The organism is Pseudomonas sp. JAI111, from assembly GCF_024809425.1.
In the GTDB taxonomy this organism is placed as follows: Bacteria; Pseudomonadota; Gammaproteobacteria; order Pseudomonadales; family Pseudomonadaceae; genus Aquipseudomonas.
In genome coordinates this window covers 269,270-289,403 of the sequence record NZ_JANUCB010000001.1, presented here as the reverse complement: position 1 = coordinate 289,403, position 20,134 = coordinate 269,270, and the positions used below count along the sequence as shown (strand labels likewise).

The window sequence follows — 20,134 nt, the reverse complement described above, 5'->3', positions numbered from 1 at the left end:
AAGTGGGTCAAGATCGCTTTGCCCAACCCGTTGAATCCGGCCCCGAGGTTTTCAAGAAGGGTTATTTAATGGTCAAGCTTTTCGCCTTTACTTGCGGGTGGTTCCAGGCTCCGGTCGGTTTTTTTCTCGACGGCGGTGAAAGTGAAATTATCCGTTCCCCTGTACCTGCTTACCTAATCCAGCATCCCAAAGGCCTTGCGTTGTTCGACACCGGGCTAGGTCGCCGCTTCATTCGTGAAGCAGGCTTCCGCTTAGCTCCCGATGTTACAGGCTATGAATTCGACGAGAGTGCCGATATCGCAGCAAGACTGCGCAGTATTGATATCGACCCGCGCCAGGTGAAATGGATCGTTAATTCCCATTTCCATGTCGACCACTGCGGTGGCAATGCCTCCATTCCCAATGCCACGATCATCGTGCAGCGCCGGGAGCGTAGGGCCGCGGTTGAGCTCAATGATGGCAAGCTATACAACACCAAGGATTTCGACGTCGGGCACCCTGTCCGGGAGATCGACGGGGAGTTGGACCTGTTCGGCGATGGTTCGGTGCTGATTTTCCCCAGCTACGGCCACACACCAGGTCATCAGTGTGCACGTATCAAGTTACCAAAAGGCGACGTAGTGCTGTCGGCCGATTGTTGTTATCTCAAGCGCTCGTTGGACGAGCTCCGCGTGCCGCCGCATAACTTCGACCAGGAACTTGCTCTGGACACGTTGAAACGCCTGAGGGCGATGCAGGCTCAGGGCGCAAGGATTTTCTACGGTCATGATGGCGAGTTCTGGAAGACCGTTCCTCAAGGTGTTGCCCTTCGATAGCCCCCCATTTCGCCCGGCCTCCAGTGCCGGGCATTTTTTCTTTGCCCGGCCTGGCTCGAAAACCCTAAATCCCCGGAATGACTGTTATCAATTCTTCAACGATACTGGTGTAAGTACGTTCCTGATCAGTGAAAAGGGCTTCATCTGCGGAGAGCTCAGTATCGCCCACCATTTTCGCAGACTGCTTCTGGAGAGATTCCATGTCATCGAACCATAACTCCGTAATGCAGTCGCACGGACGACCCGATGTCTCCTCACGCAGGGGGAGATAATTGCGTACATAGTTACGCAGATAGGTCAGTTTGGACAGGGCGAGCGGGACGTGGATTTCCTCGTAATGTTGGCGGAACTGGTCAAAACTCAGGTCGGGATGCCGGTGTATGAACATGACTACCTTGATCATCGTATATAGCTCCATCGTTTGGTGAAAATGAACAAGCCGCCTGGAAAGGCGGCTCGCAGGGTGCTCTGTATAGGTCGTTTCAGTTGAACGAGAAGGGAAGGCGAGGGCGGTAGGCTTCATTGAGCAACTGCATGTCGGCATCATCGAGGCTGACTTGTAAGGCTCCTAATGACTGTTCCAACTGCTCGATCTTGGTGGCGCCAATGATAGGGGCGGTCAGGCCGGGGCGAGCTGCAATCCAGGCCAGAGCCAACTGCATGGCAGGGACGCCTTTAGCGGCCGCAAGCTCATGGAGCTTTTGCTGAACCGCAAAATCGTCCTCGCTGTTGTAAAGCTTGCGCGCCAAGGCGTCGGTTTGTGCTCGTACCGTCGAGGCTTCACCGTCCCGGGAGCGATTGCCTGCCAGGAAGCCGCGGGCTAGTGAAGACCAGGCCAGCACACCCAGGCCCTGGTCCTGGCACAGAGGGATCATTTCGCGTTCCTCCTCCCGATAGATCAGGTTGTATTGAACCTGCATCGAGACAAACCGGCTGAGCCCATTATTCGTCTGAATCTGCAAGGCTTTTGCCAATTGCCAGGCCTTGTAATTGGACGCACCGATGTGAAGGACTTTCCCGGCACGAACCAGGTCGTCCAGCGCTGTGAGGGTTTCTTCCAGAGGAGTAGTCGGGTCCCAGTTGTGCTGCTGATAAAGGTCGATGTAATCGGTGTTTAGCCGTTTGAGGCTTGCATCGACAGCAGCCATGATGTGCTTGCGCGAAGCCCCGCGTTCATTTGCACCAGGACCGGTGGGCGCATAGAACTTGGTGGCGATTACCACCTCGTCACGACGGGCGAACTCCCGAATGGCTTTGCCCAACACAATCTCGCTGGCCCCCTCGGCATAGGCGTCCGAGGTGTCGAAGAAGTTCACGCCTTCATCGATCGCCCGCTTGAAGAATGGCAGGCTTTCTGACTCGGGCAAGGTCCAACCTGAGTGCATCTTGCCTTGGCCGAAGCTCATGCAGCCCAGGCACAGTTGCGAAACCTTGAGGCCGGTTTTTCCTAGATTGACGTACTTCATTTCTCGGTGCCTCCCGGCCCTTGCGCTTCAAATTTCCCGAAACGCTGGTCCAGCGTGTCGAGTGCTTGCGCCACTTGCGCGTGTCGGCGTTCTGCGAAATTGCGAATCTTCGGATCGGTAATGATAAGGAACTCGTCACGAGCGATACCCTCGAGGCACAGTTGCGCAGTAAGCGCCGGATCTTGTCCGTGGCTGGCAATGGCACTTTGTACCCGCTCAGCAACCTCTGCCGGCAGTTGCGCCGCGCCACCATATTGTTCCTGGCGGTTGGCGCGGCTGTTCCAGATCTGGGTATTGACCAGTCCAGGGCAAAAGATCGATACGCCTACGCCAGTCTCCTTCAGATCGCGCCGCAGCCCATCGGCCATGCCCAGCAAGGCATGCTTGGTGGCGGTATAGGCGGTCATCTCAGCAGTATCGGGCAGGCCTACCGAGTTCTCCGAACCGGTGAATACAAACCGGGCCAGATCTTGCCTGGCCGCCTGCTCAAGCAATGCCGGTGTAAAGGCGGTGATCGTGTTGAAAGAACCACGCACGTTGACATCGAACAGCCATTGAAAATCGCTGGCAGTGATCTGTGTGAGCTTGCCACCGACGGCAACCCCTGCGTTCACGAACACCTGATTGATGACGCCAAAATCATTCTGTATCTGTGTGGCCAACGCTTGCATTTTGGCCAGATCTGACACGTCACAACTATAAGATCGGGCGCTATCGCCAATGGTCTGGGCGACGGCCTGGGCTCTTTCCAGAGAAATATCCACTAGCGCGACACGACTGCCGCGCGCGGCGAGCGCCAGGGCAAGCGCTTCGCCAATTCCACCTGCAGCGCCGGTGACGACGCTGACCTTTCCCTTCAGTAACTCCATGGGCACTCCCTCCTGAAAATGGCGGCCAGGATTGATGTTGAGCTCGGAAGGGCCGATTGCATATTAGCCACCGGCGAACTGCTGGTGGCCAGGGCCCAACCGAACTTTGTATTAAGCGGCGGCCGCCCGAAGCACGTCGTCGAATACGATCACTGTGCGCGCTTCTTCGCCCGCAATCAGCGCCTTGTAGCCAAGGTTGATGTCCTGGAGCGATATGCGCCGGGAGATCAGTTCATCGAGCTGAAGGCGCCCGGCGAGATACTCATTCGCCAGTTTTGGAATGGCTAGCGAAAAAGGCACAGAGCCCATTAGGGAGCCTGTGACTCGTACCTCTTTCTGCATGAATGGCAAGGCAGGGAAATCGAGGCTGGCGTCAAAGCGTGGCACGCCGATTAGCGTAAGTTGCCCGCCTTTTCTCAGCATCAGGAATCCTTGGCGGATGGTGCCAGGAAGCCCGATCACCTCAAAGACGTGATCCACGCCACCTTTGGTCAGCTCAATGATCGTTGCGACAACATCATCATTGCTGTGGATCGCATCTGTTGCGCCAAAACGGCGTGCCAGGTCGAGCTTGGTAGCGGCAATGTCGACGGCAATAATCCTTGCTGCGCCTGCTGCGCGGGCCCCTTGAATTACATTCAAACCTACGCCGCCACAACCAATGACGACTACTGTTTCTCCCGGCCGCACCTGGGCCTTGTAAACGGCAGCGCCATAGCCCGTCAAAACGGCGCAGCCGAGGGTAGCTGCCCGATCCAGCGGCATTTCCCTAGGTACCCGGGTAACGGCATTGACGTTCACTACCATTTCCTCGGCGAAACCGCCGAGTTGACCGAATGGATAGACAGGCTGGTTTCCCAGTCGCAAGGCTGACCGCTCGGGCATCCCGCTGCGGGCGGGCTTGCTGTCGCAGCGATAGTTGTGACCGCCCATGCACTGCGGACAACCTCCGCAGAAGGCACTCATGCAACTGACTACATGGTCGCCAGGCTTCAGGGTGCACACGGCGGAACCGACAGCCTCAACGATCCCGGCAGCTTCATGGCCTAGGACCACAGGCAATGGGTGGGGCAGGTCACCTGACATGAAGTGATAGTCGCTGTGGCAAAGACCACTGGCTGCAACCCTTATTCGCACTTCATCGGGGCCTGGATCACCCAGTGAGAGGTCCTCGATTACAAGTGGCGTTCCGGTCTGATACAAAACTGCTGCTTTCATGGTTTCGTGTCCAGTCTGGAGTGGTGATTTCAGCCAAGGACCACATAGACGTTCTTGGTTCTCAGGTATTCCTCGATACCGGCCTTGCCACCTTCGCGACCGTAGCCGCTTTGCTTGAAACCGCCAAAGGGGGCATTGGTTGGCATGGGCGGGAAGCCATTGATGCCGATATAGCCTGCATCTAAACCAGCAGCCACCCGATGTGCACGCCCGATGTCCCGAGTGTGTACATAGCCGGCCAGTCCGTAGACCGTATCGTTGGCCAGGGCTACGGCTTCCTCTTCGGTGTTGAAACGGATGATGGAGAGCACTGGGCCAAAGATTTCCTGCTGGGCGAGTGTGCTCTTGTTGTCCACTTCGCCGAAGACCGTTGGGCTAATGAAGTACCCTCCTGCTAATTCACCACCTAGTCGCGAGCCCCCACATAACAGCTCGCCATGTTGTTCCTGGCGTGCATTCTCGATTGTTGAGAGGATGCGCTCGCAGGAGCGTTCGTTGATGACCGGGCCCATCTGTACACCAGGCTCGAACGGTAGGCCGACTTTGATTTTCGCTACATAGGCTAGAACTTTCTCGACCACTCGTTCGTACACGCTGTCCTGAACGAGCAGTCGGGTAGGGAACAGGCAGCCCTGGCCTGCGTTCTGCACGCAGCCCATGTGCGCAGCCATTGTGGTGGCCCGATCCAGGTCAGCATCTTCGAAGATGATGTTGGCGGACTTGCCACCCAGTTCCATGACCACCGGTGTCATGTTTTCCGCGGCGGAACGGCAGATCTGTCGGCCGACCTGAATGCTGCCGGTGAACGATATCTTGCCGACGCGTGTGTCGGCCACGAGCGCCTCGCCTAAGGCTGGGCCGCCGGTGACGATATTGAGCACGCCGGGTGGGAGCCCGGCTTCACTCAATATACGACCGAGCAGCAACGGCCCAAACGGGCCGAACTCCGGGGCTTTGAGCACCACGCAGTTGCCTGCAGCAAGTGCTGGGGCAACCTTCATTACTGCACTGGTGGTAGGTCCGTTCCATGAACTGATAGCCAGTACGACTCCATAAGGTTCGTGGTGGGTATAGTTCAGCGCGTCACCAGGCACTGGGATCGTTGATCCTTCCAGCTTTTCGGTCCAGCCGGCGTAATACCGGAAATAATCCACGAATCGCTGGACGTTTGCGGGGTTGTAGGGGTGTCCACTCTCGGTCGCGGCGATTGCGGCGAACTCGTTTGCCGAGGAGCTAAGTAGGTCGGCTGCCTTGAGCAGGATGTCTCGACGCTGGCTGGCGCCGAGCTTGCGCCATGCCGGAAAGGCTGCGCAGGCGGCATCGATAGCGGCCTTGGCCTCGGCTGGGCCGCCCAGCGCGATAGAGCCGCAGGGCAGGCCGGTTGAGGGGTCAAGGTGAGTGTGGCGTTCAAGTGAGTCGTGGCGGACCCATTCTCCGCCAATCAACATGGCTGGCTCGGCAAATACCGAGGATATGGGGCTATTGTTGGGCATAAAACACTACTCTTCTATTAACTTATCGTTAGGGCAGGCGGGTGGCCCGCGTTATCGCAGGCTGGCGCGTTTCAAGCCTTCTGGGCCCCATTCAGGTGCCGGCGATTTCGTCATTGCCTTGAAGTTGGAGTTCTGTTCGCCCATGTGAATCGAGACGAGGTAGACGTTTGAAGAGAAGTCATGGGCCCAGAAAGGCATGGTGTATGGGGCTTTTTGATCCTTGGTGGATATCTGTTCGGTGATTGCGAAAACGCTACGGTAGAGCTTGCCGCTATGGTCAAAGTTGTCCGAGATGCCGCCGCCGAAAGTGTCTTCATCGAAATAGAAGACGCGCTTGGCATAGGAGTGGCGTTGTCCGGCCTTCAGCGTGCCTTCTACCACGAACACTCGATGCAGCTCCCAGCGGGTAACGTCCGGGTTGACGTGAGCCGCTTGCAATAGATCCTTGGCAGGAGTGTTGTGCCACATCTTGTAAGTATTGTAAGGGATCAACATCTCTTTCTTGCCGACGAGCTTGAAGTCGAAGCGCGAGGGGGTTCCGTAGAAAAGCCCCACATCGTCGTAGAAGATCGCGCCACCCTGAGAGGCCGCTGGCGTATCGAAGTCGGCATCGGGGGTAGCGCGAACGCGTCGCTGGCCGGGGATGTAGGCCCACGCACGCCGGCTTGAGCCGCCGGATGCATCTGCTGTGTCATACCACGCAATACCCTGGCCGGCTTGACGGATAGGCTCCTTAATGAACATGAAGCCTTTGGTCAGTACGTTGTCCATGGGGGCGTTGGGGTCCTGCCAGGGGAAGTAGTACATAAGGTCGCCACCGGAAGCCAGGACCGGCTTGCCGCCTGACACATACCAGGTATTTACATTCGCCCTCCAGCCAATCGGCACGGGCTGCGCGAGGTGGTTCCACATCACCTCCAGGCCGGTTTTGGGGATAGGGAATGGTACGCCACCCTTGGCATTGACGATTTTCATGCCATCGGCTTCAAGTTTCGCTTCACGCGCATTCTTAAGGCATGCATCCTGGTTGTATTGCGAAAGGGCTACGGTGCGACGAGTCTGGTAGACATCCATTCTCCAGCTCGGATTGCGCTTGAACAGTTCCTTGGAGCCTTCCGAGAGCTTATCGGCGTAATCCATGTAGTTCTGAGCCGTAATGGAATACAGCGGCTTGTCGTTCGGAAATGGGTCTGGCACCTTGCCGACCGTTTCGTCGTAGCCCGGCAGGGAGGTCAAGCCGCCAGTATAGGCAGGGATCGTACCGTCCTTATTTCCAGCGATTTCGGCGCCACAGGGCGTCAGCGTCTTACCCAGCGCACTCGCTTCCTCAGTGCTCACTGCAGCCAGAAGCGACCCTGAACACAGGGTTGCAACCATTGCTGTCATTACCATCGGCATTCTCATTCTTGTTTTCTCCAAGGTGTGGTTCGCGTTGGTGAAGCGTCGCGCAGCGCAGCCATAGATTTATCCTGTGCGCAGATCTACGTCAACTAAGATAACTATTTTATCTATTTTCTTTCCGTGCTAGCGGGTCACCCCTTCTCGTTGGTAGGGAGGGTGAGATGAATGGGTTAACTTAGTGATATACGTTTGACACGTTATTTACGTGGTGCAATGATGTGATCGTCGCGCTGGCAATGCCGCTCCGATGCCTCGCGCATCGAGTGGCACAACACTTCAGAAAAAAGTGATTAAAAACAATAAGAAGGTACGACAGGAGACTGCTGCAATGACTCAGAAGTGCAAAGACGTGGCCCCCCGGGTTTCCCGGCTAGCCATAGCGGTGGCAGCATTGGGAGCGGGGTCGCTGGCAGGGCATGTGGCGGCGTTTCAGGTGGAGACCGGAAGCCAGGATTGGTCAGTGCGATTCGATAACACGCTCCGGGCGACCGCGGGTGTTCGAATGGGCGATCGGAAGGCTAATATCTCCGAAAACTCGTCCTTCGATGAAAGCGATTACAAATTCGATAGGGGCGATTTCGTTACCAAGCGTGTTGATCTCCTCACCGAGCTGGATGTTACGTTCCAGGATCGGTATGGCTTCCGGGTGAGTGCAGCGTCCTGGTATGACGACGCGTACAGTGACACTGATGTGGAGAAAAGCCCTAATTCGGCGGGCACCAGCTACCAGAACAACAAATATTCCGGTTACACGAAGCGTTACTACCGTGGTCCGTCTGGCGAGATTCTGGATGCGTTCGTATTCGGGCGTTTCGATCTAGGGGGGCATTACACTTCGGTGAAAGTAGGTAGCCTGACAGAAATTTGGGGTGAGTCACTGTTCACTGCTACCCAGGGTATCTCTTATGGCCAGTCACCGACCGACGGGCTAAAAGCAGCCACCAACCCGGGTATTGAAGCTAAGGAAACTTTCCTGCCTCTGACCCAGATTGCAAGCTCGATGCAATTGACTGACGACCTTTCCGTTGGGTTGCAGTACTTCCTTGAGTGGAAACCGGGCCGGCTTCCGGAGGGCGGGACTTATCTCGGAGCTTCCGACATCATCCAGTTCGGTCCCAATGTCGGGCGTCAGGATTACCTGGGGCCAGATGACCGTATTGGTAAAAACGATAATAACTATGGGCTGGCGCTGCGCTGGGCGCCCGAGTGGCTGGACGGCACACTCGGGCTGTATGCAAGGCGATTTGACGACAAGAACTCCTGGCAAATGCTGGCTTCGCCTACCTCCACACGGCCAGTCTACGCTGAGGACGTGAAGCTCTATGGCATCAGCCTAAGTAAGAACATCGGTGGTGCCAGTGTGGGGGTTGATCTTTCTTATCGTAAGGACACGCCGCTCAACAGCAACGCCAATGGCAATCCGTTCACGGGGCCGGTCCTTTCTCCGGATGGGGAGGGCGCCCGGGGTGACACCTTGCATGTGGTCACCAATGCGCAGTATGTGTTGTCCCAAACTAAATTCTTCGACTCGATGTCGCTCGCGGGCGAGCTTGTCTACTCGCATCTGGATAAGGTCACCCACAACCCGAGTTTCTACAAGGCTAAGGGGTACTCCGCCAACTGTCCGGGAACAGACGAGATTCTCTCGGGATGCGCGACCACTGACTACTACTCAATTCAGTTTAGTGCATCGCCAGCCTTCAATCAGGTCTTCCCGGGTTGGAACTTGAGCACACCGGTGTCTGTGGGTTATGGCCTCAAAGGTAACCCTCAGACGCTTGCCGGCGGTAACCCCGAAGGAGCGGGCAACTATCGCGTGGGTCTGAACTTCACCATCAATGAGCAACATCAGCTCGAATTGGCCTGGACAGACTACCTCGTAAAAAGTCGTCGCTCCACGGGCGCTGCTGGTACTTCGACCTATTCGCTCGTCAACGGCGCGGCGTATGAGGATCGTGGTTGGCTCAGCCTCATGTTCAAGACGGCTTTCTGATGCATATCGACGGATTCGTCCGCCCGTTGTGATGAAGCACCTCGCACTACATTGCATTAGATAGCGCGGCCGCTTGCAGATGGCTCGGCAAGTGGCTGCGCGAGCTTTGAGATCAGGGCTCAACTTGGAGTTGGAGTGATATGTATAAATTCGTAGCAATGGCGCTGGTTGGACTCTGTATGGTTGGTAGCGTCGCGGCCGGGCAGGCTTTTCAGGATCCGATGCGCACCCCTTCTACACCGAGTCGGCTAGCTGCCTCTCAGCCATTGCAAGTTGTGCTCAAGGCAGGAGCTCGTTTGATCGCTGCCGGAGAACGTGGGCAGGTAGTAGTGTCGGATGACGGCGGAACGAGCTGGCGTCAGATTCAGATGCCCGTCAGTTCTGATTTGCTGGCAGGTACTTTTGTCACGCCCAGAACCGGTTGGCTGGTCGGGCATGATGGTGTGGTTTTGAAGACCACCGATGGTGGGGAGAGTTGGGCCCTCCAGCTTGATGGCCGCCAGGCGGCCGAACAAGCCCTGACTTACTACCAGAAGATGGCCGCAACCAATCCAGACGCGCAGGCGATGCTTGGCGATATGGAGCGTTTCGTGGCAGAGGGTCCGGATAAGCCATTCCTCAGTGTCTGGTTCCAGGATGAAAACTCCGGGTATCTCGTCGGTGCTTTTAACCTGATCTTTCACACGGATGACGGCGGCAAGTCCTGGGTGCCGTGGATGGATCGTGTCGACAATCCCGAAGGTTTGCATCTGCGGGCGATCGATGGTGTAGGGGATCACGTTTATATAGCGGGCGAGCGTGGCTTGCTACTCAAGCTGGATCCCGAAAGACAGCGTTTTGTAGAAATGAAAAGCCCTTACGCAGGCACCTTTTTTTCATTACTGGCCAGAAACGAAAAACTGCTTGTGGGCGGACTGCGTGGCAATCTGTTCCGCAGTCAGGATGCCGGTGTGACCTGGCAGAAAGTTGAAACGGGCTCAACCGCTTCAGTTATGTGGATGGCTGAGCTGAATGCCGGTGACGCGGTGGTCGTTAATCTTGCCGGCGATGTTTGGCACTTGCATGCAGACGGGAACCTGGAACCTGCCAAGGTCGACCGGGCTTTTTCGTTCTATGGCGCCACAGCAGCCGGTAATGGGCATGTTGCCTTTGTCGGGTCGCAAGGTGTTCAAGTCCAATCGGTGCGTTGAGATCGGGAGTTAGCGTAATGGCAGTTTCTGCGGAAAGAGAGCGCCAAATGCCTGTTGTCCGAAAGCTGGAAGATTTCGACTTTCAGTCCGGCAATCGGCTTGAGGGTATCATCTTCAATCATCGACGTTGGGTTGTTCTGCTCTGTGTCTTTACATCGCTGATGTTGGGTTGGTTTGCCAGCAAACTGGAGATCAACGCGAGCTTCGAGAGGATGATCCCGCAGTCTCACCCGTATATTCGTAATTATTTCGACAATAAGGATGATCTTCGCGGGCTGGGTAACATGCTTAGGGTCGTGGTCGAGAACAAGAACGGCACGATCTATGACCCGGAGTTCGTTGAAGCTCTGAAAAAGGTCAACGATACCTTATACCTGATTCCCGGTGTGGATCGGGCGTGGATGAAGTCGGTTGTGATGCCTGTTGTACGATGGACTGAGGTCACCGAAGAAGGCTATGCGAACGGGCCTGTACTTCCCTCTGACTACGATGGCTCCGCGCGCGCGCTGAACGACTTCAAGCGCAACGTCGAGCGCGCGCATGTGCGCGGGAGTTTGGTATCGAATGATAACCGCTCGACAATGATTCTTGTCCCGTTACTTCAGGAGGATCCGCAAACGCGAGCGCCCCTGGACTACAATCAGTTATCGAAGATTTTGGATAAGGACATTCGCGGTCAGTTCGGTGGAGAAGCGAGCAACGTACGTATCCACATCACCGGATTCGCCAAGTTGGTTGGCGATCTGATGCAAGGCATGCTGCAAGTCTTCGTCTATTTTGGTCTTGCCGCTTTGGTAACTACAGTAATCTTGCTGGTGTATACGCGAGACTGGCGTAGTACATCGCTAGTAATCCTGTCCTCCGTACTTGCTGTTGTATGGCAACTGGGTTTGATTCAGATCCTTGGTTATCAGCTGGACCCATACTCAATTCTGGTTCCGTTCTTAGTGTTTGCCATAGGCGTGAGCCATGGTACACAGAAAATGAACGGGATTATGCAGGACGTTGCTCGTGGGACTCACAAGTATGTCGCCGCCCGCTATACGTTCCGCCGCTTGTTCCTTGCCGGTCTCACGGCTCTGGTCACCAATGTAATCGGGTTTGCCGTATTGATGGTCATCGATATTCCGGTCATCAAGAATCTGGCCCTGACGGCCAGCCTTGGGGTGGGCACACTGGTGTTCACTAAGCTTATTCTAGTTCCGGTATTGCTATCGTACGTAGGGGTGAGCGAAGAGGCGGCCAGACGCAGTCTGCAAGGAGAGTCCAACGACCAAGCGGGCCGAGGTTTTGCCGGACATTTCAGCCGCTTTGTAGTCAGTTTTACCCAGCCACGCCGAGCCACAGCGGCAGTTTTGGTCGCGGCCGTATTGGGAGGGGGGGGCTTCATCGTGAGCCTTGGGGTAAGCGTCGGCGACCTGGATCCTGGTGCGCCGGAGTTACGCGAAAACTCGATCTACAACCAAGACGTTGCATTCATTAACAAAAGCTTTGGTGTGTCTAGCGATCAATTTGCAGTGATCGTGAAAACCAAAAATGGATTCTGCGATCGTTACGAATCGCTGATCGAGGGTGAGCGCCTCACTGCACGCCTTCGACAGATACCCGGTGTGCAGTTGACCAGCTCGCTGGCTGAGACCGTACGTTCGGCAATCGGAGCCGGCTATGAGGGCGACCCAAAATGGCAGACTATCAGCCGAAATCAGGGCCTCATCGACATGGCAGTGGTGCGAGCGGTCGCTTCAAGCCCGGAGCTTGCGAATATCGAATGTACGGTAACACCGATCATCGCTTACCTCTCCGATCACAAAGCTCAGACGCTCGCAGAGGTTGTTTCGGTGGTAGAAGCGTTTGCCCGCGAGCATGACACAGAAGACCGTAAATTCTTGCTGGCGGCAGGTTCGGCCGGTATTGATGCAGTCACCAACATTGTGGTTCACGATGCCAATCGGACAGTGCTGTGGCTGGTATATGCCTCGGTCGTATTGTGTTGCTTCCTAACGTTCCGGGATTGGCGTGCAGTTGTGGTCGCATTGATCCCGCTGGTTATCACCTCGTTTCTTTGCGAAGCAATCATGGTGTTCCTCGGAATAGGCATCAAGGTAGCCACCTTACCGGTGATCGCCCTGGGAGTGGGTGTGGGGGTCGACTACGCCCTTTATTTGCTGAGCGTTCAATTGAAGCTGCAAAGTCGGGGCCATTCGCTGGCAGAAGCCTACACGGTGGCCGTGAACTTTACCGGAAGGGTCGTCTGCCTTATTGGGTTCACCATGGCGGCCGGAGTCATTACCTGGGTGTGGTCGCCCATTAAGTTCCAGGCCGACATGGGGCTGCTGCTCGCGTTCATGTTCCTCTGGAACATGATCGGCGCGTTGCTGCTCATCCCTGCACTGTCTTATTTCCTTTTGCGAAACAAACATCCCATAACCGATGAAGCCCTTGATGAAACCAGGGTTCACTCCAATCTGGATCCTGAACCAGCAGTCGATAGCGCCCCATCGAAGTTTGCCACGGCGATGCACACTTGAACGCGTGCCCTATCGATAGCGCAAAGCTATTTCCATAGACTGGAGAGCCAGTACCATGAATTTTGCACCTCAGGCAGACGATACCGAGTTTCGGGACCGCATGCGTGCCATCGCTGAAGACTATGACTGGTCCGCGATGCGCAGGATGCGTGAAGAAATGCAGGTTCGAGGCATCGAGAAGTACTCGATCGAGTTTTATCAGCGCATTGCCCAGGAAGGCCTTGTTGGCTTGAGCTGGCCACAGCCCTACGGTAAGGGCGCTCCGTTCATTCGTGCGTTTCTGTTTGCCGAAGAGTTGGAAACCCAAGGTTTTGGTGGTTACGGCCTGACCACTAACCAGCGCGGTGGCGGGATGTTGATCCGGAGTGGTACCCCAGAACAGATCGCCGAGCATGTGCCACGAATTGTTCATGGTGAGTGGCGCTTCTGTCAGGGGCTTTCCGAGCCGGGGGCGGGCAGCGATCTTTTGGCATTGAAAACCCGAGCCGTGCGAGACGGAGATGAGTACATCATCAACGGAGCTAAATTGTGGACCTCTAACGCCCACGTTTCCGATTGGACTGGTTTGTTGGTGCGTACCAATCCCGATGAGACCCGGCACCGTGGCCTATCGATGTTCCTGGTCGACCTTAAGTCGCCCGGTGTGGAGATCCAGCCTATCTGGGTGATGGGGGGGTGGCGTGTAAATGCCGTATTTTATGACAACGTTCGTGTGCCGGCCAGTAACATGATCGGAGACGAAGGCACTGGCTGGGAGGTCGTCACCGGTAATCTGGACGAAGAGCGCGCGATGAGCTTCGGTGGTACCGAGACCCGTCTGCTCGCCGCCCGCTTGATCCACCGCCTTGAAGGCAAAGCTGAAGAACTGTCGGATTCCGACCTGGAGCAGCTAGGTCGTTTCATCATGGAGCTTGAAGTTGACCGGCTCCTTTACCTGCGCGTCGGTCTTGCCGCTGGCAGGGGAGATGACACCAGTGGCGTTGGTCCGATGAGCAAGGTATTTGGTTCCGAACTGGCCCAGCGCTTCGTTCAATGGGCGGCCGACGTATTGGGTGATGAAGTGCTCTTCGCCGAGGCTGGCGAGGAAGGAGACGTTCTTGCAGGTGATATCGAAGAGCAGCTGCGCTCCGCCACCGTCCTGACGAATATTGGCGGTACCAGCGAAGTACAACGCAACACCATTAGCAACCGCTTCCTCAAACTGCCGAGGGCCTACTGAGATGCTGGACGAACGTTGGAGCAGCGATGCGGAGGACATCGGCCTCGCCTTGCGCAAGATGCTGGCTACTGAAAGCTCGATTGAGCGTGTGCGTCAGGCCGAAGCACGTGCAGATGGGCGTGACTTACAGTTGGAGTCCAGCCTGGCAGAGTTCGGTATCACCGAGATGCAGGTGGAAGCCGATGTCACGGCGCGAATCGCCTACGAGCTCGGGCGCGCATTGGCGTCAGTCGCTTTGGTCGAAAGCTTGCCGGCACTAGCGGTACTAAATCTTGGCAATGTCGCGTTCGGTTTCGAGGGCCCAGTGCCGGCGACGCTGCCAGAAGTGGCAGTGCGCCGTGACGATGGTTTGTACATCGAGACATTGCACGGGGTTGCCCGCCGATCGGCGGCAGGTGATTTCCTGGTCGAGCATCAACCAGGTTTAAGTGGCAGGCGAGTTGCAGACATGGCGACCGCAGATCGCATGGAGCGTCTGATGGACCTGGTAGATGCGGCTCGGATGGTTGGTGCGGGTCAGGCGCTGTTGCAGTACGGTATCGAGTACGCCAACGAGCGCGAGCAGTTCGGCCGCAAGATTGGCGGCTTTCAGGCAGTGGCACACAAGCTGGTCGATGCCAGTATTGCGCTGGAAGGGGCAGAGCTGTTGGTGCGCAAAGCCGCCTTCACCGCGCTGGAAAGTGCCGGGGGAGATGGTGCACCGTCGCCGATTTTTGCCCGTATGGTATTCGCTAAGGCGGTTGAAGCTTCTCGGCTGGTCGCCACCAGCGTTCATCAGGTATTTGGTGGCAATGGCTTTGCGATGGAATACAACGTGCAATTGTTCAGTCGACGGCTACGCAGCTGGACGATGCGACGCCATCGGCCCGGAACCAAACTCGCCGACTTGGCACGTTCGATGTTGCGAAGCGAAACCCGGGACACCGTGCGTCATCTGTGGAACAACGACGTCGGATTGCCACTTCCGCGCTGGGCACGTGAAGTGGACAGTAAGGCCCGCTCATAGCGGGCAGGACTATTAGATGACTTGCCACCTTCTCTCACATCGCTGACCTGGAATCTATCGTGTCAAATCCGGAAGTTACGAAAATTGCGGTATTGGGCGCAGGAGTCATGGGCGCTCAGATTGCCGCGTTTTGCGCCAACGCGAACATTCCGGTGGTTCTGTTAGATATGGCGGTGCTGAATATCCCGGTCAGATCGTCGATAACGCCCTCGAACGATTGCACAAACTCAACCCGGCGGCGCCTGCGACAAGCGTCTCGATCAAGTCGAAGATGCATGCGTTAGGCATCGCGGCCATTGAAGGACTACGCAAGGCAGTCTAGCTGGCTGAAACGGATGGGTGGCCTAGTCATCTGGAGCGATGCGCCGTTTGCAGTGGGCGCCCAGTCTGCAGGAGGTTTCACGGTTTATCGAGGGTGAAGATTTCGAGGGCCTTCATCAGTTTGTGAAGAACCTCCAGTGCATGACCAATGCAGTCATATATTCACGTGTGCCAATGGTCGCTGCCGTCTCCGGCATGGCACTCGGCGCGTTGTAGCTTTCGAATCACGACTTGGTCTGGTAGAACCCAGCATGGGTTTGATTCCTGCAGGGGGCGGCGTTTTTCAAGGTAGTTGTCGCATCACCGCCTAACTATGCTGCTCTTTTCTCGCCCTGCTGCTCCCGATCCGGATTCAGCAGCACGGTGCCTATTGGCGCCCAGTTCCGTCGGCGTCCAGACTGGCGAAGCCATCCACCGGCCATTGCGGGCAGTACTCTAACGTTCTGAACAGTGATTCCAAGTACGGATTGTCATTGCTCACCCGCGGTCGGCCACGTGACGGCGTGATGCCCAGATCCTGCATCTTGCTCAACAACGTCAGTGATTTCATCGGCGCCCTATTGTCCGTGTGCAGCACCAGCGGCTCGCGCCAACACTGTTCGCCGATCACGCTGCATTGCAGCAGCGCAGCCGCCTTTTCGCCGTTTTCCTGTTCATAAACCTCCCAGCCCACGGCCTTGCGGCTGTAAATGTCCTCGATCAGGTACAGGTAGTAATACTTGCCACGCACTGGCGAGGGCAAATACGTGATGTCCCACGACCACACCTGGTTCGACCCTTTGGTCGTGTGAGTTGTCGGTGCCGCGTGTCGTCTGGGACGCTGGCTGCGGCCTTGATGCTGTTGTTGGCCTGCTGCACGCAGCACCCGATAAAACGTGGCCTCCGAGGCCAGGTAGCGCTGTTGATCGGCCAGTCTCGGCACGATCTGGCTCGGCGGCAGGTCGGCGTACTCCGGGCTATTGCACAGTGTCAGGATCGCCTGGCGTTCGATCTCGCTCAACGCATTGCGTGGTGTAGGCCGCACCATGGTCGTTCGGGCGTCAGCCTGAACAGCCTCGGTTTCAGTCCAACGCTGCAAGGTTCTGAGTGAGAGGCCGACCTCCTGGCAGGCCCTGATTTTCCGGGCTCCGGCCACTTGGGCTTCATTCAACCAGGTCACGAGTAACTGCCGCTCTGGCAAGGCGGTCAGTTGTCCTCGATCCCCCAGTAGTCGTTGAGCTTTTTTCGAAGCACCAACAACGCGGCGGTTTCAGCCGGCGCCTTGTCTTTGCGGCGCAGCTCGCGATCATCTTTGCTCTGAGCTTTTTCCGTCTTTTGACCGCTGATGAAAGCCTGGCGCCACGCCTTGATTTGCTCGGGGTACAAGCCCTTGCGACGGCAGTACTCGCCTAATTTAATCTCGGACAAGTTGGCGGCTTCAAGGACGACGGCAAACTTGGTTTCGGCTGTCTAGTTCTGGGCCGATGGGGTGTTTTCGGGCACTGCGTTTCCTTCAGAACCGACCTGCTTGCGCCCGTTCGACAAAGACATTTCGCTGACCCCTTCGCGCCGGGAAACCTCGGCCATCGAAGGTTGAGCGGGGGAAGCAACATCTTGAGCAATGCGGCTTTGCGTTCAGGTGAATAGTACGGCCCGAACAGTCTCTTTTCGCCCCGGATCTATTTTTTTCGGAAAAAATCGGAGAGGCGACAACTATCCTGGCACCGGGGGGCAAGGAGTTCGCATTGCGAGCTGCAGTGCTCGCTCGAGAGGCTGCTGATAGAAACACTCTTGCCGGGTATCCAGTCGGCTTTTGCCATGCTGGCCAGTGCTCAGGCAGTGGCCAATGCGGGTCAAGGTAGCGCACTGGGGTTCTTGTGCGGGGCTGGTGTCACGCTAATCAACGAGCGGGAACGCCTTTATGTTGCGCTGTGCTGTGCTCGCGAACTCGCCAATGCCGGATATAACACCCCCGAGCCGTCAACAACGGTTCGAGTTGTCGGCACGGAGGGTATTGCCGTCCTGGAAGCAAAGTTATCCGAACAGATGGAGGCTGGTATGATCTCCACGTATGACTTTGCCGTGGGGCGAGCGCTGGCAGTCGCGCTGTGTGGAGGTAGAAGCTGGCAGCACGGTCGATAAGCTACAGTTGTTCAACCTCGAACGTGAGTTGTTTGTAGAGCTAGCAAAGACAAAGCAGACTCGGGAGAGGATTGCCTACATGCTGGAGTTCGGGCGGCCGCTGGAAAACTGAGTAGCCCCGGGGTGGCGCCTCAGTGTCTTGTGACGCTGAGGCGCAGTATTCATTGGGGCATGCCGTTCTTAATTTACATCTACGCTCAACTTGTTCGGGTTTTCCAAAAGCGCTTTGAATGCAGCAAAGACCTTTGCTGCAACGGCGCCATCAATTGAACGGTGGTCGACTGAAACGGTCACTGTCATCAGGTTGGCGATCTCCATCTGGCCATTGTTGGCAATGACGCGTTCCTCACCTGCGCCGATCGCAAAGATCATGGACTGTGGCGGGTTGATAATTGCGCTGAATTCTTCCACACCAAACATGCCAAGGTTGGATACTGTCACAGTGCCGCCCTGGTACTCGTGAGGTTTGAGCTTGCCGCCGCGAGCGCGTTCTGCCAGTGCTTGAATTTCGGTGGCGATATCTTGCGGCAGTTTTTGCTCCGCGTTTCGCACGATAGGGGTGATCAAACCTCGCGAAGTCATGACCGCCACGGCGACATCCACCTGCCGATGCTGTTCCATGGCCTTCTCACCCCAGGAAATATTAGCCTCTGGAACTTGCTGCAGGGCCAAGGCTACTGCGCGGACGATCAGATCGTTGAGCGAAGTTCGTACCTTTGCACCCGCGTTCAAGCGTTGGCGCCAGGCCAGTAATGCATCGATTCGGCAAGTTCCCTTAACATAGAAGTGCGGAACCTGTTGCTTGGATTCGGTCAGCCGGCGGGCGATGGTAAGGCGGGTCATGCTATGCGGGATGCTGACCGGTTCAGATGCTGGCAAGACTGAGGAGCTGATGTTTTCCTGGTTCATTGTGTGATCCCTGTAAGGGTTGAAGAAGGCCAATGGCCATACGCTGCGGGGATGAAGGCATCCTTTCCCGTGAAAGTCGCCGCTTACCGAGCAAGAAGTTTCTCGGCCTGTGCTGCGAAGGCCGGGTCGGTAATGAAACCAATCTGGTATTCCAAGGCTGCCGCCAGGTGCTCGTCAATGTCCTCGATAACTGCGAGCCGGGTAATAGCTTTCAGAGCTCTGCGTGGCAGAGTCGCTAGTGTTTCAGCCATGTCCAGTGCTGCGGTGCGTGCGCTGTCGCAAGCAATACCAAGGCCTAACCGATTGGCGGTCGCGGCATCGATCCGGTCTGCGCACAAGAGCTGCCACAACGCGTGCTGACCGGCCCTGTGGGTCACATAGAGGGTGCCGCCGGTGGCCGGAATGAGTCCAGCCTTGGTCCAGCCTTGAGCCAACCATCCATTGCTCCCGATGAACGTAACGTTGCAAGCCAGGGCCAGATCGCAACCAAACCCTATCGCTGCTCCATCCACTGCAGCGATTACTGGTACCGGACACTCACGGATGGCGCGAAAGACACCCTGGAACTCGCCATAAATAGTGGTTTTGACCGCCTCGGCACCCTGTTGAGCCAGGCGTACGATCTCCGGCAGGTTGCCGCCTGCGCAGAACGCTTTGCCGTTCGCAGTAAGTACCACCGCCGCGCATTTCTCATCGGTCGCAACAGCTTCAAGGACCTTGCGCAGCTTCCGCCCTTCGGCCGGACCCAGTGCGTTGCGCACTTCGGGCCAGTCCAGCGTGATCTCCATCACGTCTCCGTGTTTGTGAACCTGTACGGGCATGCTTCACCTCGGTGTCTTATGTGCTGTTAGCCGGGCGTCTCCATAGCTGGTCTGGACTGCTAGGCCAGAAGACTGGAAATACCCAACATAGTTTACTAAGTTATAATTTATTGCGCGGGAGACGTAGGTGCAACAGAAATTTACAGCGGAGTGTCAGATCACCAAAATGAATGGCTAAGTTAGCTATTAGGCGGAATGATCCGCTCATGGTTTTCAGAAGGGTTTACGGCAAAAAAGACACGCAGCACGGGTACCGAGAATGCGCTGGTGCATCGCTCGGACAGGACCTTCGCCTTCCAAAACTTTCCCACATGGTGGCGGGCAGGCTGCGTGAACAGATCGCTTCAGACAATCTCAAGGGGGCTCGCTGTTGCAGCCGGAGAACAAATTGCTCGAGCTGTTCAGTGTCTCGCGACCAGCGCTGCGCATTCTCGAGGCCGAGGGGCTTATCAGTATCGGTCGTGGAATGCGGTCGGGTGCGACGATTCTGGGACCAAGTGCGCAGAAGGTCGCGCAGTACGCGAATTTCATGCTGGCCGCTGATGGAGTCACTACGCGTGACCTTCACCAAGCCCGGATGTTTTTCGAACCGGCAATCATCAGTTCGCTGATTGAGCACAGTCAGGAGTTGAAAGACACCACCGATGACCTACGTCAATGCGTGGTCAACCTACAGCAGTCGCTCGATGCGCAGCAGTATGTCGAAGTACTTAAGGGCACCAACCGGTTCCACAACTACTAACCCAAGCATCAGGCAACAAGAC

Annotated in this window: 17 protein-coding genes and 1 pseudogene; 9 read left to right on the top strand and 9 right to left on the bottom strand. The window is 56.4% G+C overall.

The features are described from left to right. Positions 1–2 precede the first annotated feature (2 nt). Positions 3–815 carry an N-acyl homoserine lactonase family protein gene (locus HNR03_RS01355; protein WP_259150241.1) on the top strand — a complete coding sequence of 271 codons (813 nt, stop codon included), beginning with the start codon at positions 3–5 and terminating at the stop codon, positions 813–815. A gap of 64 nt (positions 816–879) precedes the next feature. On the opposite strand, the gene HNR03_RS01350 is transcribed toward HNR03_RS01355, so the two are convergent. The 6 genes from HNR03_RS01350 to HNR03_RS01325 all read right to left on the bottom strand — a co-directional run bounded on the left by HNR03_RS01350 (position 880) and on the right by HNR03_RS01325 (position 7,259). After that, the gene (locus HNR03_RS01350; protein ID WP_259150240.1) at positions 880–1,218 is read right to left on the bottom strand and encodes an EthD domain-containing protein; all 339 of its coding nucleotides are present in this window, start codon (positions 1,216–1,218) and stop codon (positions 880–882) included. Between the two features lie 79 nt (positions 1,219–1,297). After that, the gene (locus tag HNR03_RS01345; protein WP_259150239.1) at positions 1,298–2,281 is read right to left on the bottom strand and encodes an aldo/keto reductase; all 984 of its coding nucleotides are present in this window, start codon (positions 2,279–2,281) and stop codon (positions 1,298–1,300) included. Continuing rightward, the gene (locus HNR03_RS01340) at positions 2,278–3,150 is read right to left on the bottom strand and encodes an SDR family oxidoreductase (RefSeq protein WP_259150238.1); all 873 of its coding nucleotides are present in this window, start codon (positions 3,148–3,150) and stop codon (positions 2,278–2,280) included. Before HNR03_RS01340 ends, HNR03_RS01345 begins: the two co-directional genes overlap by 4 nt. A 111-nt stretch (positions 3,151–3,261) precedes the next feature. Continuing rightward, a complete protein-coding gene (locus HNR03_RS01335; protein ID WP_259150237.1) occupies positions 3,262–4,368 on the bottom strand; it encodes a Zn-dependent alcohol dehydrogenase in 1,107 nt (368 codons plus the stop codon). A gap of 29 nt (positions 4,369–4,397) precedes the next feature. Further along, positions 4,398–5,861, bottom strand: coding sequence for an aldehyde dehydrogenase (locus HNR03_RS01330; protein ID WP_259150236.1), 1,464 nt, complete (start codon positions 5,859–5,861; stop codon positions 4,398–4,400). 51 nt (positions 5,862–5,912) lie between these two features. Continuing rightward, positions 5,913–7,259, bottom strand: a complete 1,347-nt coding sequence (locus tag HNR03_RS01325) for a DUF1329 domain-containing protein (RefSeq protein WP_259150235.1) — start codon at positions 7,257–7,259, stop codon at positions 5,913–5,915. A gap of 331 nt (positions 7,260–7,590) precedes the next feature. Here HNR03_RS01325 and HNR03_RS01320 point away from each other — a divergent pair, with 331 nt between their 5' ends. The 6 genes from HNR03_RS01320 to HNR03_RS31855 all read left to right on the top strand — a co-directional run bounded on the left by HNR03_RS01320 (position 7,591) and on the right by HNR03_RS31855 (position 15,482). Next, positions 7,591–9,255 (top strand): DUF1302 domain-containing protein, encoded by a 1,665-nt coding sequence (locus HNR03_RS01320; RefSeq protein ID WP_259150234.1) that lies wholly within the window; start codon positions 7,591–7,593, stop codon positions 9,253–9,255. 140 nt (positions 9,256–9,395) lie between these two features. After that, positions 9,396–10,445, top strand: coding sequence for a YCF48-related protein (locus HNR03_RS01315; RefSeq protein ID WP_259150233.1), 1,050 nt, complete (start codon positions 9,396–9,398; stop codon positions 10,443–10,445). A gap of 17 nt (positions 10,446–10,462) precedes the next feature. Further along, positions 10,463–12,973 (top strand): RND family transporter, encoded by a 2,511-nt coding sequence (locus HNR03_RS01310; RefSeq protein WP_259150232.1) that lies wholly within the window; start codon positions 10,463–10,465, stop codon positions 12,971–12,973. Positions 12,974–13,028: 55 nt separating this feature from the next. Next, complete coding sequence (locus tag HNR03_RS01305; RefSeq protein WP_259150231.1) at positions 13,029–14,192, top strand: acyl-CoA dehydrogenase family protein; 1,164 nt, start codon at positions 13,029–13,031, stop codon at positions 14,190–14,192. A 1-nt stretch (position 14,193) separates the two neighbouring features. Then, positions 14,194–15,198: an acyl-CoA dehydrogenase family protein gene (locus HNR03_RS01300; RefSeq protein WP_259150230.1), complete on the top strand. Its 1,005-nt coding sequence runs from the start codon at positions 14,194–14,196 to the stop codon at positions 15,196–15,198. A 59-nt stretch (positions 15,199–15,257) separates the two neighbouring features. Beyond that, positions 15,258–15,482, top strand: a complete 225-nt coding sequence (locus HNR03_RS31855; RefSeq protein ID WP_405046032.1) for a 3-hydroxyacyl-CoA dehydrogenase NAD-binding domain-containing protein — start codon at positions 15,258–15,260, stop codon at positions 15,480–15,482. Between the two features lie 348 nt (positions 15,483–15,830). Here the strand turns inward: HNR03_RS31855 and HNR03_RS01295 are convergent. Next, a pseudogene (locus tag HNR03_RS01295) lies at positions 15,831–17,111 on the bottom strand (IS3 family transposase). A 458-nt stretch (positions 17,112–17,569) separates the two neighbouring features. Between HNR03_RS01295 and HNR03_RS01290 the strand changes: the two are divergent. Then, the gene (locus HNR03_RS01290) at positions 17,570–17,752 is read left to right on the top strand and encodes a hypothetical protein (RefSeq protein ID WP_259150229.1); all 183 of its coding nucleotides are present in this window, start codon (positions 17,570–17,572) and stop codon (positions 17,750–17,752) included. Between the two features lie 68 nt (positions 17,753–17,820). Here HNR03_RS01290 and HNR03_RS01285 read toward each other — a convergent pair whose 3' ends face one another. Together HNR03_RS01285 and HNR03_RS01280 are read right to left on the bottom strand one after the other, a co-directional pair. Further along, the gene (locus HNR03_RS01285; RefSeq protein ID WP_259150228.1) at positions 17,821–18,549 is read right to left on the bottom strand and encodes a 2-oxo acid dehydrogenase subunit E2; all 729 of its coding nucleotides are present in this window, start codon (positions 18,547–18,549) and stop codon (positions 17,821–17,823) included. 83 nt (positions 18,550–18,632) lie between these two features. Further along, a complete protein-coding gene (locus HNR03_RS01280; RefSeq protein ID WP_259150227.1) occupies positions 18,633–19,337 on the bottom strand; it encodes an enoyl-CoA hydratase/isomerase family protein in 705 nt (234 codons plus the stop codon). A gap of 421 nt (positions 19,338–19,758) precedes the next feature. Between HNR03_RS01280 and HNR03_RS01275 the strand changes: the two genes are divergently transcribed. Next, positions 19,759–20,112, top strand: coding sequence for a hypothetical protein (locus tag HNR03_RS01275; RefSeq protein WP_259150226.1), 354 nt, complete (start codon positions 19,759–19,761; stop codon positions 20,110–20,112). Positions 20,113–20,134: the final 22 nt, after the last annotated feature.